Here is a 15,185-nt window from a genome sequence, read left to right on the forward strand (position 1 = left end):
CATGACAAATCCGGACATCGTCATCATCGGCTCCGGCATAGGTGGCGCCACGATCGCCTCCGGCCTTGCCGGCAGCGGCGCCTCGATCGTGATGCTGGAGCGTGGCGAGCCGTTGCCGGCGACGCCGCACGCACGCGACACGCGCTCGATCTTCGTCGATGGCCATTACCGGCCGAAGGAGATGTGGCGCGAGGCCGGCGGCGCCACCTTCAACCCCGGCAATTACTACTATGTCGGCGGCAATTCGAAATTCTACGGCGCGGTTCTGATCCGCTACCGCAAAGAAGATTTTGCCGCCATGGAGCACTTTGGCGGTGTCTCGCCGGCCTGGCCGTTTTCCTATGACGAATTCGAGCTCTGGTATTCGAGGGCCGAACAGCTGTTTCGCGTGCGCGGCGCGCTGGGCGAGGATCCGACCGAGCCATTCCATTCGATTCCCTACGCCTTCAAGCCGGTGCCCGACGAAGCGCCCATCGCGCGCGCCCGCGCCGAACTCAAGGGCCTTGGACTGCATCCCGCCTCGCTGCCGCTCGGCGTCGACATCGACACCTGGCTGAAAGAGGGCAAAACCGGCTGGGATGCTTTCCCGAACACCGGCCAGGGCAAGGTCGACGCACAAACGGGACCGCTGACGGCAGCCCTGACTGACCAGAACATCACGCTCGAAACCAGCGCCTACGTCGAATATCTCGAGGCGTCGGCCGACGGCAAGACCATCGCCGCGATTCACTACCGCCAGAACGGCGAGTTGAAGAAGGTGTCGCCGAAGCTGGTCATCCTCTCGGCCGGCGCGGTCAATTCCGCTGTCATCCTGCTGCGCTCGCCCTCGCCCAACAACCGCAGTGGGGATGTCAAGGGCCTTGCCAACCGCTCCGATCAGGTTGGCCGCAATTTCATGAACCACAATTCCAGCGCCATGCTGGCGATCGACCCGCGCCGCAGGAACGATGCCGTCTACCAGAAGACGCTGATGCTGAACGACTATTATCTGTCCGACGGCAAGGGCGGCAAGCCGCTCGGCAATGTCCAACTGCTCGGCAAGATCGACGGCAACATGCTGAAGGCCAATGTGAAGTACACGCCGAAATTCGCGCTTGATTTCATGGCCGGCCACGCCGTCGACTGGTATCTGATGTGCGAGGACCTGCCCGATCCGGAAAGCCGCATCATGGTCGACGGCAAGGACATCGTCATGCAGTGGCGGCGCTCCAACATGCAGTCGCTCGACGGACTGACCAAGGTGATGCGCGAGAACTTCCGCGCCTGCGGTTATCCCCTAGTGCTGTCGCGGCCCTTCGACAAGCGCACACCGTCGCACCAGTGCGGCACGGTGAAGATGGGTGACGATCCGGCCACCGCGCCGCTTGATCCCTTCTGCCGCTCATTCGACCACCGGAACCTGTTCGTCGTCGATGGCAGCTTCCTGCCCAACTCGGCCGCCGTCAATCCGGCGCTGTCGATCGCCGCCCAGGCGCTGCGCGTCGCGGACCATATCCGCAAGACGGAGCTCGCTGCATGACCCGCCCGGCGGCCATCGTCACCGGCGGCGCGCGCGGCATTGGGCTGGCCTGCGCCGAAGCGCTGGCCGATGCAGGCTTCGACATTCTGATCGCCGATCTTGCTGACCAACCTCCGGACGAACTTGCCGCCGACATCACCGCGCGCGGCTCAAAGTTCGCCTATGTGCGTTGTGACATCGCCAACCTCGACGACCATCCAGCCCTCGTCGCCGCCGCCACGCGCGCCTTCGGCCGCATCGACTGTCTCGTCAACAATGCCGGCGTTGGCGCCGTGGTGCGCGGTGATCTGCTGGACCTCCAGCCGGAACATTTCGACCGCACGCTCAGCATCAATCTGCGCGGCACCGTTTTCCTCAGCCAGGCCGTCGCCAGGGCGATGCTGGCCGTACCCGGGGACCACCCGAAATCGATCATCACCATCACCTCGGTCAGCGCCGAAATGGCGTCGCCCGAACGGCCGGACTACTGCATCTCGAAAGCCGGGCTTTCGATGTGGGTGAAGAACCTGGCGCTGCGGCTTGCGCCTGAGAACATCGGCGTTTTCGAGGTGCGGCCAGGGATCATCCGCACCGACATGACGGCAGGCGTGACCGCCAAATACGACGCCCTCATCGACGATGGACTGGTGCCGGCAAAGCGCTGGGGCGAAGCATCGGATATCGGTGCAGTGGTGGCGACGCTCGCCGGCGGCAAGCTCGGCTTTTCGACCGGCTCGATCATCAATGTCGACGGCGCGCTCTCCGTGCCGCGACTGTAAGTGGACAGTGTCATGACCGACTACATCATCGTGGGCGCCGGTCCGGCCGGCTGCGTTCTGGCCAACCGGTTGAGCGAGGATCCGGCAAATTCGGTCCTGCTGCTGGAGGCCGGCGGCAAGGACTGGCATCCCTACATCCACATGCCGGCGGGCTTTGCCAAGATGACCAAGGGTATCGCCTCGTGGGGTTGGTCGACTGTGCCGCAGAAGCACATGAAGGACCGCATCTTCTGGTACACGCAGGCCAAGGTGGTCGGCGGCGGCTCCTCCATCAACGCCCAGATCTACACGCGCGGCAATGCCCGCGACTACGACGCCTGGGAGAAGGAAGAAGGCCTTGCCGGCTGGGGCTATCGCGACGTGCTGCCTTACTTCAAACGCGCCGAGAACAACCAGCGCTACGCCAACGATTTCCACGGCGACCAGGGCCCCCTCGGCGTGTCGAACCCGATTTCGCCGCTGCCGATCTGCGAGGCCTATTTTCGTGCCGGCCAGGAGATGGGCATCCCCTTCAATCCGGACTTCAACGGCGCCAGCCAGGAAGGCGTCGGCTATTACCAGTTGACCCAGAAGGACGCCCGCCGTTCCTCCGCTTCGGTGGCCTATCTCAGGCCGATCCGCGCCCGCAAGAATCTGACCGTCCGAACCGATGTGCTGGTCACCCGCATCGTCGTCGAGAAGGGCCGCGCCATCGGCGTCGAGGTGGTCGACAGGCCAGGCGGCGAGAAGAAAATCCTGCGTGCCGAGCGCGAGGTGATCGTCTCGTCAGGCGCCATCGGCTCCCCGAAGCTCTTGATGCAGTCGGGCATCGGCCCGGCCGATCACCTGAAGGCGGTCGGCGTCACACCGGTGCATGATCTGCCCGGCGTCGGCTCCAACATGCAGGACCATCTCGACCTGTTCGTCATCGCCGAATGCACAGGCGATCACACCTACGACAACTACGCCAAGCTGCACCGCACGGCCTGGGCCGGCCTGCAATATATGCTGCTGAAGAAAGGGCCGGTGGCCTCCAGCCTGTTCGAGACCGGCGGCTTCTGGTACGCCGACCCGACCGCCGCCTCGCCCGACATCCAGTTCCATCTCGGTCTGGGCTCCGGCATCGAGGCCGGCGTCGAGAAGCTGAAGAACCCTGGCGTCACCCTGAACTCGGCCTTCCTGCGGCCGCGCTCGCGCGGCACGGTGCGGCTGAAGAGTGCCGACCCGGCCGACCACCCGCTGATCGATCCGAACTACTGGTCCGATCCCTATGACCGCGCCATGTCGATCAAGGGGCTGCGGCTGGCGCGCGAGATCATGCGGCAGAAGGCGCTTGCCCCCTACGTGCTGCGCGAGGTGCTGCCCGGCCCGTCACTCGCCAGCGACGACGAACTGTTCGACTATGCCTGCCGCAGTTCCAAGACCGACCACCACCCGGTCGGCACTTGCCGCATGGGCCATGACGACATGGCTGTCGTGACGCCGGACTTGCGGCTGCGCGGCATTGAGGGCCTGCGGGTCTGCGACGCCTCGGTGATGCCGCGCGTGCCCTCCTCCAACACCAATGCGCCGACCATCATGGTCGGTGAAAAGGGCGCCGACCTGGTGCTCGGCCGCGAGCCGCTGCCACCGGCGGTGTTTTCCGGAAACCGGGCGGCTTAGGCATTCAGGAGCAAGAAATGATCAGGCACTGTGTTTTCGTCAAATTCCGCAATGATGTCGGCGACGGCGAACGCAAGGCGATCCACGCCGACCTCGAGGCGCTGCGACAGGTAGTCGACGGCATGGACACGGTCCAGTTCAGCGCCAATGTCAGTCCGGAGCCGTTCGCACGCGGCTTCAGCCACGGCTTCACCATCGATTTCCGCGATGCCGCCGCGCGCGACGCCTATCTGGTGCACGAGGCGCATCAGCGTGCTGGCGCGCGGCTGGTTGCGGCTCTCGAAGGCGGCACGGACGGACTGATGGTGTTCGATCTCGACCTTACGAAAAAGTGACCGCTGGAGCCGGCTGAGAGCTGTTCTCTTTAGCCAACCGGGCGACATATCGTTGCCCGGGGGATGGCAAAGGAGGAAGGTCTTGAACCTCAATTCGCAGCAGAAGAAGACCGTCCTGGCCTCGTTCCTGGGCTGGACGCTGGACGCATTTGATTTCTTCCTTCTGACATTCCTGCTCACCGATATCGCGACCGAATTCCACGCTGACGTGCCCGCAGTCTCCAAGGCACTGTTCCTGACCTTGGCTACACGCTTCATCGGCGCGTTCTTCTTCGGCATGCTTGCCGACAAATATGGGCGCAAGCCCATCCTGATGCTCAACATCGTCAGCTACTCAGTGATCGGCGCGCTGGCCGCCTTCTCACCCAATCTCGGTATCTTTCTTGCGCTGCGCGCTCTGTTCGGCATCGCCATGGGCGGCGAATGGGGGCTTGGCAGTTCGCTGGCCATGGAATCCATCCCGCCCAGCGCGCGCGGTGTGGTTTCGGGTATCCTGCAGTGCGGCTATCCGGCCGGTTATCTGCTGGCGGCGGTGGTCTACGGCCTGCTCTATCAGCAGACGATCGGCGGCTACACGATCGGCTGGCGTGCAATGTTCCTGCTCAGCTTCGTGCCTGCCCTGATTGTCCTGTTCATCCGCTCGCACGTGCCGGAATCGCCGGCCTTCGTCGAAGCGCAGAAACAGGCCCGACCCGGCATGTGGGAAACGCTGCAGAAACACTGGGGCGTCGCACTCTATGCCGTCGTGCTGATGATGTTCTTCAATTTCTTCAGCCATGGCACGCAGGACCTCTACCCGACCTTCCTGAAGAAGCAACACGGCTTCGATCCGCATACGGTGAGCTGGATCACGATCGTTGCCAACATCGGCGCCATCGTCGGTGGCCTGGCATTCGGCGCGCTGTCCGAGAAGATCGGCCGCGTCAACGCCATCACACTGGCGTGCCTGATCGCCCTGCCGTCTATTCCGCTGTGGGCCTACTCGACCACGCCGTTCATGCTCGCCGTCGGCGCCTTCATCATGCAGGTCGCGGTCCAGGGCGCATGGGGTGTCATCCCGGTGCACCTCAACGAGCTTTCGCCCGGCGCGGTGCGGGCAACCTTGCCCGGCTTCATCTATCAGGCCGGCAATCTCGCGGCATCCTATGGCGGCCCCTATCAGGCAGGAATCGCAGAAAGCGCCGGAGGCAGCTATAGCTATGCGCTGGCGCTGTTTGCCGGCGTGGTCGCCGTCTGCATCATCGTCGTCATCCGCTTCAGTCCGGAACGACGTGGCCAGCTGATGACGGTGCTCAATTAGAGCAATTCCAGGAAAAGTGTGAAACGGTTTTCCCGGGAAAAGCGCATAGCGCTTTCCCTTGGGAATTGCGTCAAAACAAAGAGTTAGGCCCAGGTCAGCCGAGTCTGAGCGCGACGACACCCGCAACGATGCTGAGCGCGGCGGCACCGCGCCAGCCCGTCATCTTCTCGCCGAGCGCGAACACGGAGATCATCATGGCAAACAGGATCGAGGTTTCGCGCAGCGACGCCACCGAGGCGATCGGCGCCTTGGTCATCGCCCACATCACGATCCAGTAGGCCGCACCGCTGAGCACGCCGGTGAACAGCCCGGCCTTCCAGTCGCGCGCCAGAACGGGAAGCGCCTTGGGTCCGCGGAAGATGAGGCACAGCGCCAGCGCGCCAAAGGCGTCGCAGATGAACAGCCAGGCAGCATAGCTCTGCGCCGTTGCCGCCAGCCGCGCACCGCTGCCGTCGGACAGCGTGTAGCTGGCGATGAAGATCGAGGTGCCCAGCGCAAAGCCGACCGCACGCAGATTGAGTTTCTCCAGATGCGCGCCACCGCGAAATGACATCACCAGTGTCCCGGCCGACAACAAAAAGATGCCGAGAATGGCGAATGGGCCGGGAATCTCGGCAACGACGAACATGCCGCCAAAGGCCGCCAGCAGCGGTGCGGTGCCGCGCGCCAGCGGATAGGTCTGGGCGAAATCGCCGGCCTTGTAGGCGCCTATGAGGAAGGTCCGGTAGCCCATGTGGAAAAAGACGGAGGCGATAATGTAGGGCCACACCTCCGCCCTCGGCACTTCGACGAAGGGCAGCACCACGAGTGCTGCGGCACCCATGCCGAGCGTCATCAGCGTGATCGACAGGAAGCGGTCGAGATGGACCTTGACCAGCGCGTTCCAGATCGCGTGCATGGCGGCGGCGGCAAGCACTGCGAAGAAGACGAAAAGTGTCATGCGCGGCTCATGGGGCGATGCCGGGCGTTTCGAGATCGATATCGACCCGCAGCGGGAAATGATCCGACGCAATCTCGCCGATGTCGGCACTGATCGAGCGCACGCGCCCGGCAAACATGCCACCGACGAAGCAATGATCGAGCCGGCGTTTTGCCACCTTGCCGTCGATGGTCTTCACATGGGTGTGGAAATCCTGAGCCGGCTCGCTGGCGACAGCGGCGGCGTCGACAAAGCCGTCGAGATAAGCAGCCCCGCGATGGTAGGGTGTGTTGCCGACGATGCGGCGATATTCGGCGCTGCCCGGCTCCATGTTGAAATCACCCATCCAGATCGCCGCCAGCGGGTTTTCCGGCTCGGCTTCGCCGCTGGTCCAGTTGCGCGTGGGCTCGTCGTCGACGCCGCTCCACGGTCCGCCATCGGATGGCGCCCGGCGATGCTCGGCCATGAGATAGTCGATCTGCTCCAGCCGCTCCTCGGCCGCGATATGAGCGAGATGCAGCGACAACACGCGCACCGGGCCGGACGGCGTGCGGATCATGCATTCGAGTGCCGCATTGCGCGTATTGAGCGGCCGCAGCGTACGGCGCATCGGCAGCGCATGCAGCCGCGACCAGACGATCGGCAGTTTCGACAGCACCATGGTTCCGAACTGGCGACGCCGGTTGAACAGACGGCCGTCGCGCCGCTCGCTGGCATCCATGTCGAAGGCCGGGCCATAGACCCAGTGATAGTCCGGCAGCAGGCGAGAAAGCAGCTCCGGCTGGTCGTCGTGATTGCTGCGCTGCCAGTGCCGCTCGACCTCCTGCAAGGCGATGATATCGGCGCCGGCAACGATGCGCGCGGCGCGCGAAAGATCATAGCGGCCGTCGCCGCCGAACCCGTACTGGATGTTGTAGCTGACCAGCTTCATTGCTTATCCGGCTCAATTTCGTGATGGCAGTAGCCGTTCGGCAGTAGCGTTGCAATGTGCCGAGCGAGCGACGGGGCTGGGCCAGCGGTCAGGTGGTCGTCAGTGGCTGGAAACTTCCCGCCGGCGATGCCGCCAGTTCCGACCAGTCGATTTCCTCTTCAAGCCGGTGGTAGGCTTCGTCACCGATCGTACCGTTGCGGCGCAGTTCCTCCAGCGTGTCGCGCTGGCGGTTGATGGCATAAAGGCGCAGCCGGTCGTATTCGGTCGCCGCCTGTGCGTTCTCCGGGTTTTCCGCGACCAGGCGCTGAGCCTCATACTGCTCGCGCACAACGTCTGCCGCGGCTGACGTTTTGCGGCTCAGTACGTCGAGCGCGGCCTGCATGATGGCGACACGCGCATGCGCTACTTCGCGGTCGACTGTCGTGTCCGGGTCAAAGTTGAGGATCCGCAGCAGAGGTCTCAGGCTCATGCCTTGCAGCACCAGGGTGCCCAGAACCACCGCGAAGGCGGCAAGCACAATCGGATCGCGGCCGGGAAAATTGGCTGGCAGGGCAATGGCGACCACCAGCGTCACCAGCCCCCGCATGCCGCACCAACCGACCAGTACGGCGCCGCCGAACGTCGGCACATCTCGCCTTCTGTCTTCGCTGCCGAAGCGGGCAAACCATCTTATGATCGCAACGTAACTCGCCACCCAGACGAGGCGCGCCACGATGACGACGGCCAGCACCGTTGCCGCGAAGAGAAAGGCTTCGCCTTGCCCTTCTCCGGAGAGCCGGCCGATGATCGAGCGCGCCTGCAGGCCCATCAGCACGAAAGCCAGCACATTGAGCACGAAGACGGCCGTCTCCCAGACCGAATAGGTGCTGACGCGGCGTCTCGCCGACATGCGGCGCGGCGCCCTGCGCGCGAGGGTCATGGCGTAGACGACAATGGTGATGATGGCCGAAAGGCCGAGCCTGTCGGCCAGGATCCAGACCCCGAAAGTTCCGGCGAATTGCACCACCGTGCTGCTCGCCGCATCCTCGATCCGGGTGAGCGTCATGAGCGAGAAGCGGCCAAGCAGATAACCCGCAACCAAGCTACCTATGGTTGACAACAAGATCGTCGGAATGGCGTTGCTGAGCATGATCGAGCCGAGCGCCGCCGAAACCGCCAGCCGATAGATCAGCAGTGCCGTGCCATCGTTGAGCAGGCTCTCGCCTTGCAGGATGGCGGTGATGCGGTGCGGCACCTTGAATTGTCCGAGTACAGCAGATGCCGCCACCGCATCCGGAGGTGCCACGATGGCGCCGAGCGCGATCGCCGCCGCAATCGGCAGGCCGGCCATCTTCCAGCCGACGAACGCAACCACCAGGGTGGTGAAGACAACGGCGCCAAGCGCCAGCAGTGCCAGCGACAGTCGGTAGCGCTTCAGGTCGCGCAACGAGGTGTCATAGGCGGCGTCGAGAAGCACAGGCGCGATGAACAGCGCAAGCGCCAGTTCCGGATCGATCTCGATCATTGGCGCACCAGGCACGAAGGCAATCCCGACCCCGGCCAAAGCCAGCAGCGACGGATAGGGAATCTCCAGCCGTCGCGACAGCGCCGTCAGCGCGACGGCAGTCAAAAGCAGGACAAGGGTGAGTTCGAAAAGAGCCATGGGGCTTTAGATCCGTGAGACGGGATTGCCGGCGCGAATATACCTGCAGGATGCGGTCGATTGGCCATCAAACTCAAGCCCTCTGGCAGAACGCCTCAAACCGCCACCTGCCGTACAAGACTGGTATGATCCTGATTGGCCAATATGATTCGCCCTTCGTTCGTCGCGTCGGCATTGCACTGACCTCGTATCCTTCGAGCACCGGCCGTGGTCTGCCTTCGGCGATGCCGACAAGATTCGGCCCTACAATCCATTGACGCGGGTGCCGACGCTGGTGCTCGACAATGGCGAAGTGCTGATCGAGAGCCATTTGATGCTCGACTATCTGGACGGTCTCGTTCCGGCCGAGCGAAGGATGTTTCCGACGACCGAACCGACTCGCCATCAGGCGCTGAAGATCTCGGCCCTGGCGACCGGGCTCGGCGACAAGGCGGTCAGCCTGTTTTATGAATTGAGATTGCACGAGAAAGTCTCGGACGTCTGGATCAGGCGCTGCCGTGCGCAAATCGAAGCCGTTCTGACTGCGCTGGAGGCAGATCGTCAGGAGAGGCCGACACCATACTGGGTCGGTGACCGCCTCGGTCACGCAGACATCGCGGTTACCGCGGTGCTCCGCTTCATCGGCGAGGCGCATCCCGGGCTGGTTTCGCTGAAGGACTTCCCGGCGCTTTGCGCGCATGCTGAGCGGATGGAAGCACTGCCTGTCTTTCAAACGGTCTCGCAGCCGTTCATCGCGCCCGCCTAGGCAAGCGCTGTCGCAGCCTAGTGCAGCACCAGCATGTCGCTCGACGAGAACGATATCTCGGCCTTTTCACCGACCGCGGGGGGCGGGGTCGCCGGGCTGTTGAAGGTGTCGAGCGAGACCGTGTTGCCGCCGATGCCGACGCGAACCCGGATGACCGAGCCGAGGAAATGCACTTCGGAGATTTCGCCGGAAAGGCTGGAGTCGCGGCCGGGCTGGCGGCCGAGCGAAATCGCTTCCGGACGCAACGCCAGTGACAGCGTGTCGCCCGACTTGGAGCCGTTGAGCTTGCCCTTGAGCGAGACCTGTTCTGAATTGACCCGCACCGTGCCTGCCGCGGCATCGGTGACGGTGCCTTCGAGCACGTTCAGCGTGCCGACGAAATTGGCGACGAACTTGGTTGCCGGGCGGTTGTAGATCTCGAACGGCGTGCCGACCTGCTCGGCCTTACCGCCATACATGACGGCGATACGGTCCGAGATCGACAGCGCCTCTTCCTGGTCGTGCGTGACAAAGATCGTGGTGATGCCGAGCTTCTTCTGGATAGAGCGGATTTCCTCGCGCAGTGACACGCGCACCTTGGCGTCGAGCGCCGACAGCGGCTCGTCCAGCAGCAGCAGCTTCGGCTTCGGCGCGATCGCGCGGGCCAACGCGATGCGCTGCTGCTGGCCGCCCGAGAGCTGATAGGGATAGCGATCCGCCATCTGCGGCAGCTTGATGATGCCAAGCATCTCGGCGACACGAGCATCAATATCCGCCCTGGACATGCCAGCGACCTTCAGGCCGAAGCCGATGTTCTGCGCCACGGTCAGGTTCGGAAACAGCGCATAGGCCTGGAACACCATGCCGACATTGCGCTGGTTGGGCTTCAGCCTCGTAATGTCCTTGCCACCGACGACGATCGTGCCCGCGCTCGGCTCCTCGAAGCCCGCCACCATGCGCAGCACGGTGGTCTTGCCGCAACCGGACGGGCCGAGGAAGGAGACGAATTCGCCGCGCTCGACGTCGAGATTGAAATCCTCCACGACCGTGGTGGCGCCGAAGGATTTTCGAACGTGCTGGATGGAGAGGAACGGGTCGGCCATGGTGTTGTTCTTTCGCTCAGTTCGGGCGGTTCGCCGATTTCGGCGCGAAACGGGACAGGATCTGGATCAGCGACATGCAGCCCCAGGTGATGGCGAAGGCAATGACGGCAAGGGCCGCTGGCTCATAGGCACGATTAGCGCCGATGTTTTGCAGATAGGGGCCGAAGGCCGGCCGGTTGAGGAGGCTCGCCATAGTGAATTCGCCGATGACAATGGCAAAGGTGAGGAAGGCGCCAGACAGCACCGCGATCAGCACATTTGGCAGGATGACTCGGCCAATGATGGTACCCCAGCCGGCACCCAGAATCTGCGCCGCCTCTGTCAAGGTGCGCACATCGATGGTGCGCAGACCGGTATCGACGGCGCGATACATGTAAGGCAGCGCCAGCGTTGCATAACCGATCACCAGCAAGGCATTCGCACCCATGTTGCTGCCCAGGAACGGCAACGGGGAGTTCGAGCCGTACATCCTGATGTAGCCAAAGACGATGACGATGGCTGGAATGACCAGCGGCAGCAGCGTGATGAACTCAACGATCGGCCGCAACTGCGGCAGGCGCAGCCGGATCCAGTAGGCGGTGGGCACCACGACCAGAACGCCGAGAATGATGGTGAAGACGGCTGCAATCACCGAATACAGGAAGGTCGCCTGGAAGCGCGGATCGCCCAGCACAATCTGATAGGCGTCGAAGGAATGGACGCCACGCCGCATGCGCAGCGAGAACTCGACCGTCGCGAGCAGCGGAATGAAGAAATAGGCCGCGCCTAGAATGAAGACGACCCAGGCCCAGAACCTTCCCGACTTCATTTGAGCCACCTTTCGGAACGCGTCCGGAACCAGATGTAGAAAACATTGGCAAGCCCGGTGATGACGATCATGCCGAAAGCGATGGCATAGCCGAGTTGCGGGTTGTGCAGCACATCGCCATTGATCTGCGAGTAGAGCTTGATGGGGACGATGTTGAGCGCCGGACCGGCAAACGCATAAGCGGTCGCGATGGCGCCGAAGGCATTGGCGAACAGAAGGATGACCGTGCCGAGGAAGCTCGGCCATATCACGGGAATGACCACCATGCGCCAATACTGCCATTGAGTGGCGCCGAGCGTGGCGGCGGCCTCACCCCATTCCTTCTTCAATCCGTCGATGGCCGGCACGATGATGACCACCATCAGCGGAATCTGGAAAAACAGATAGACCGCGATCAGGCCCGATGTGGTGAGGAAATTGAAGCCCATCGCATAGATGTTGATGTTGAGCACGTCACGCAGAAGCGTTGTGACGATGCCGACCCGACCGAGCGTTGCTATAAACGCAAAGGCCAGTGGCAAGCCGGCGAAGTTCGAGGCGACGCCCGAGAACGTCAGGGTCGCGGAGCGCGTCCAGCCTGGAAGTCCGCCGCGCACGATCGCGATCGCTATTGCGAGCCCGGCAAACGCCCCGAGAATGGCCGACCAGAAGCTGATCTTGATCGAAACCCAATAGGAATTGCTGATCGAAGGATCGCTGACCAGTTGCAGGATGTTATCCAGCGTAAACTGGCCTTCCCTGCCCTGGAAAGCGCCCACCACGAGATAGAGCGTGGGCAGGATCAGAAACATCAGGGCAAAGATGAAGAAGGGTGCCACGCCGATCCATTGTGTCGGCAAACGGAACGCGGCCGCCGCGTTGGGCGGCGCGGGCTTGGCAGCCATTGTCTGATTTGAAAGCGAGAGGTCGGTCATGCGCCGGCTACCGTCTTCGAGGAAAGACCGGGCGGCCTCGCGGCCGCCCGGCGGATCTCAAGTCTTACTTGACGTTGGCGCCGACAACGGCGTCCCAGTTCTTGCTGATGGCTTCCTTGGCCTTGCCCTGCTCGTCGAGCGTCGGGAACACGGCCGAGGCATAGGACTCAGCCGGTGGCAGCTTGGCCAGCACGTCCGCCGGGATCTTGCCGTTCTTGGCGAGATCATTGAAGCGGATCGGGTGGCAATAGCCCTTCAGCCAGGCGACCTGGCCTTCGTCGGAATAGAGATACTCCATCCAGAGCTTGGCTGCGTTCGGATGCGGCGCATAGGCGCTGATCGCCTGCACGTAGACGCCAGCGACAACGCCGGTCTTCGGCACGACGACGTCGACGGGCGGGTTGCCCTTCAGCGTGTCGCGACCTGCAAGCGCATTGTAGTCCCAATTGATCAGGATCGGGGTCTGGCCCTGGGCGAGCGTTGCGGGCTTGCCGACGACCGGAACGAAGTTGCCAGCGGCGTTGAGCTTCTTGAAGAAGTCGAGGCCAGCGGTGCCGGCAGCTTCGCCAGCGGCAGCGCCCGACGACAGACCGGCGGCATACACCGCTTGGATGGCCTGGTTCGAGGCGCGCGGATCACCGGCAAGGGCGACCGAGTTGGCAAATTCCGGCTTCAGCAGGTCGGCCCAGTCGGTCGGCGATTCCTTGACCAGATCCTTGTTCACCATCATCGACAGAACGCCGTAGTAGTCACCGTACCAGGCGCCATCGGCATCCTTGGCGCTGTCCGGGATCGAGTCCCAGGTCGACACCTTGTAAGGCATCAACAGGCCATCGGCCTTGGCGGTCGGGCCGAAGGACAGACCGACGTCGATAACGTCGGGCGCTTGCGGACCCTTGTTGTCCTTGTTGGCCTTGATCGCCTCGACCTCGTCGCCGGAACCGGCATCGGGGTTGAGTTCGTTGACCGTGATTTCCGGATACTTCGCCTTGAAACCTGCGATGACGTCGCCGTAACCGCACCAGTCATGCGGCAGCGCGATGGTGGTAAGCTGGCCTTCGGCCTTGGCGGCCTTGACGAGATCGTCCATCGAATCCGCGGACGAAATCACCGTCGACGCGAAAAGCGCCGCGGCCGAAAGGGAAAGCACTTTCCCCGTGAATTTGAACATGTGTTCTCTCCGTTGAACTGACGCCGTTGGACGCCTGCGATCCGGTATCGTTTTCATGTGACAGCCAGATGAAAGCTTTGTGAAACCGGCTGCTCGCAGTGCGAAAAAGTAAACTCTTTTTAACCTGATGTAGCAATCGCTTCGCGATTCTTTTTCCGGCTAACTAGTTTCTGCCTTGCCCGTCATCCTCCCCCTTGTTTTTGCAGCCCCTTTTCAAATCACTTTCCTGTGCCGAAAACGCCTCAGATCGTTCCGGCGATGGCGTTTTCGAGGAGGGTCAGCGCCGCCTTCTTGGTCAGCTTGACCGGGTTGCCACCGGCGGTCGGATCGACCACCGCCATGTCGGCGATCAGCGCCTTGCGCTTCTTGTCCATATCGAGCCCCTTGATCAGGCCCGGCAGCGCGTGCGGCACCTTCAATTCCTTGCGCAGCTTGATGATCGCCTTGGCGAAGCCGTCGAAACCACCCTTGATGCCGCAATAGGCGGCGAGCCGGGCAATACGCTCCTCGATGGAGTCGCGGTTGAAGGCCAGCACATAGGGCATGAACACTGCATTGGTCATGCCGTGATGGGTGTCGTAAAGCGCACCGACCGGATGCGACAGCGAGTGGATGGCGCCGAGCCCCTTCTGGAAGGCGGTGGCGCCCATCGCTGCGGCGCTCATCATATGGGCGCGCGCCACGAGATCCTTGCCATTGGCATAGGCCTTCGGCAAGTTCTCGAAGACCAGCCTCACACCTTCGACAGCGATGCCGTCGGCCATCGGATGATAGCCCGGCGCGCAATAGGCTTCGAGACAGTGGGCGAGTGCATCCATGCCGGTGCCGGCAGTGATGAAGCCCGGCATGCCGACCGACAGTTCCGGATCGGCGATGACGATTGCCGGCAAAAGCTTCGGATGGAAGATGACCTTCTTGGTGTGCGTCGCCTCATTGGTGATGACGCCGGCGCGGCCCACCTCCGATCCGGTTCCGGCGGTGGTCGGCACGGCGATGATCGGCGCGATGGCATCTGAATTGGCACGCGTCCACCAATCGTCGACATCCTCGAAATCCCACACCGGCCGCGTCTGTCCGGCCTGAAAGGCAATCAGCTTGCCAAGATCGAGCGCCGAGCCACCGCCGAAGGCAATGACGCCGTCATGCTTGCCCTTCTTGAACACGGCGATGCCGGCGGTGAGATTGGATTCGACGGGGTTCGGCCTGACCTCGGAGAACACGCCATAGGGAACCTTGGCGTCATCGAGGATCTTCAGCGTCGAGGCGACTACCGGCAGTTTCGCCAGGCCCGGATCTGTGACGAACAGCGGCCGCTTGATACCGGTGGCCGCCAGCACTTCAGGCAATTCCTTGATGCGCCCGGCGCCGAAGCGGACGGTGGTCGGGTAGTTCCATTTGGAGATGAGCTTGGACATTTTTG

13 protein-coding genes and 1 pseudogene are annotated in these 15,185 nt (G+C 62.9%); 6 read left to right on the top strand and 8 right to left on the bottom strand.

Annotated elements, in window-relative coordinates; translation table 11 throughout:
• Position 1: 1 nt before the first annotated feature.
• From ASD99_RS19110 to ASD99_RS19130, 5 genes are all read left to right on the top strand, one after another.
• On the top strand, positions 2 to 1,519 hold the full coding sequence (locus ASD99_RS19110; RefSeq protein ID WP_057144589.1) for a GMC oxidoreductase: 1,518 nt from the start codon (positions 2 to 4) through the stop codon (positions 1,517 to 1,519).
• A complete protein-coding gene (locus ASD99_RS19115; protein WP_057144591.1) occupies positions 1,516 to 2,277 on the top strand; it encodes a 3-ketoacyl-ACP reductase in 762 nt (253 codons plus the stop codon). The genes ASD99_RS19110 and ASD99_RS19115 overlap by 4 nt, the downstream gene beginning before the upstream one ends.
• A gap of 12 nt (positions 2,278 to 2,289) precedes the next feature.
• Positions 2,290 to 3,918, top strand: a complete 1,629-nt coding sequence (locus ASD99_RS19120) for a GMC family oxidoreductase (RefSeq protein ID WP_057144894.1) — start codon at positions 2,290 to 2,292, stop codon at positions 3,916 to 3,918.
• A gap of 17 nt (positions 3,919 to 3,935) precedes the next feature.
• A complete protein-coding gene (locus ASD99_RS19125; protein ID WP_056595164.1) occupies positions 3,936 to 4,253 on the top strand; it encodes a Dabb family protein in 318 nt (105 codons plus the stop codon).
• Between the two features lie 82 nt (positions 4,254 to 4,335).
• On the top strand, positions 4,336 to 5,553 hold the full coding sequence (locus ASD99_RS19130) for an MFS transporter (RefSeq protein ID WP_056595162.1): 1,218 nt from the start codon (positions 4,336 to 4,338) through the stop codon (positions 5,551 to 5,553).
• A gap of 94 nt (positions 5,554 to 5,647) precedes the next feature.
• Here the strand turns inward: ASD99_RS19130 and ASD99_RS19135 are convergent, their stop codons facing one another.
• The 3 genes from ASD99_RS19135 to ASD99_RS19145 form a co-directional block, all read right to left on the bottom strand.
• Positions 5,648 to 6,493: an EamA family transporter gene (locus ASD99_RS19135; protein ID WP_056595160.1), complete on the bottom strand. Its 846-nt coding sequence runs from the start codon at positions 6,491 to 6,493 to the stop codon at positions 5,648 to 5,650.
• 7 nt (positions 6,494 to 6,500) lie between these two features.
• A complete protein-coding gene (locus tag ASD99_RS19140; RefSeq protein ID WP_057144593.1) occupies positions 6,501 to 7,403 on the bottom strand; it encodes an endonuclease/exonuclease/phosphatase family protein in 903 nt (300 codons plus the stop codon).
• Between the two features lie 88 nt (positions 7,404 to 7,491).
• Entirely contained in the window at positions 7,492 to 9,045 is a 1,554-nt protein-coding gene (locus tag ASD99_RS19145) for a cation:proton antiporter (protein WP_057144594.1), read from the bottom strand.
• A gap of 125 nt (positions 9,046 to 9,170) precedes the next feature.
• Between ASD99_RS19145 and ASD99_RS19150 the strand changes: the two are divergent.
• Positions 9,171 to 9,790: pseudogene (locus ASD99_RS19150) on the top strand (glutathione S-transferase family protein).
• Between the two features lie 17 nt (positions 9,791 to 9,807).
• Here ASD99_RS19150 and ASD99_RS19155 read toward each other — a convergent pair.
• From ASD99_RS19155 to ASD99_RS19175, 5 genes are all read right to left on the bottom strand, one after another.
• Positions 9,808 to 10,872: an ABC transporter ATP-binding protein gene (locus tag ASD99_RS19155; protein ID WP_056595154.1), complete on the bottom strand. Its 1,065-nt coding sequence runs from the start codon at positions 10,870 to 10,872 to the stop codon at positions 9,808 to 9,810.
• 16 nt (positions 10,873 to 10,888) lie between these two features.
• Complete coding sequence (locus ASD99_RS19160; RefSeq protein ID WP_056595153.1) at positions 10,889 to 11,680, bottom strand: ABC transporter permease; 792 nt, start codon at positions 11,678 to 11,680, stop codon at positions 10,889 to 10,891.
• Positions 11,677 to 12,594 carry an ABC transporter permease gene (locus ASD99_RS19165; RefSeq protein WP_056595151.1) on the bottom strand — a complete coding sequence of 306 codons (918 nt, stop codon included), beginning with the start codon at positions 12,592 to 12,594 and terminating at the stop codon, positions 11,677 to 11,679. Before ASD99_RS19165 ends, ASD99_RS19160 begins: the two co-directional genes overlap by 4 nt.
• Positions 12,595 to 12,658: 64 nt before the next feature.
• On the bottom strand, positions 12,659 to 13,765 hold the full coding sequence (locus ASD99_RS19170; RefSeq protein WP_056595149.1) for an ABC transporter substrate-binding protein: 1,107 nt from the start codon (positions 13,763 to 13,765) through the stop codon (positions 12,659 to 12,661).
• A 242-nt stretch (positions 13,766 to 14,007) separates the two neighbouring features.
• A complete protein-coding gene (locus tag ASD99_RS19175) occupies positions 14,008 to 15,180 on the bottom strand; it encodes an iron-containing alcohol dehydrogenase (protein WP_056595147.1) in 1,173 nt (390 codons plus the stop codon).
• Between the last annotated feature and the right edge of the window lie 5 nt (positions 15,181 to 15,185).

Source organism: Mesorhizobium sp. Root695 (assembly GCF_001428185.1).
Taxonomy (GTDB): Bacteria; Pseudomonadota; Alphaproteobacteria; order Rhizobiales; family Rhizobiaceae; genus Mesorhizobium.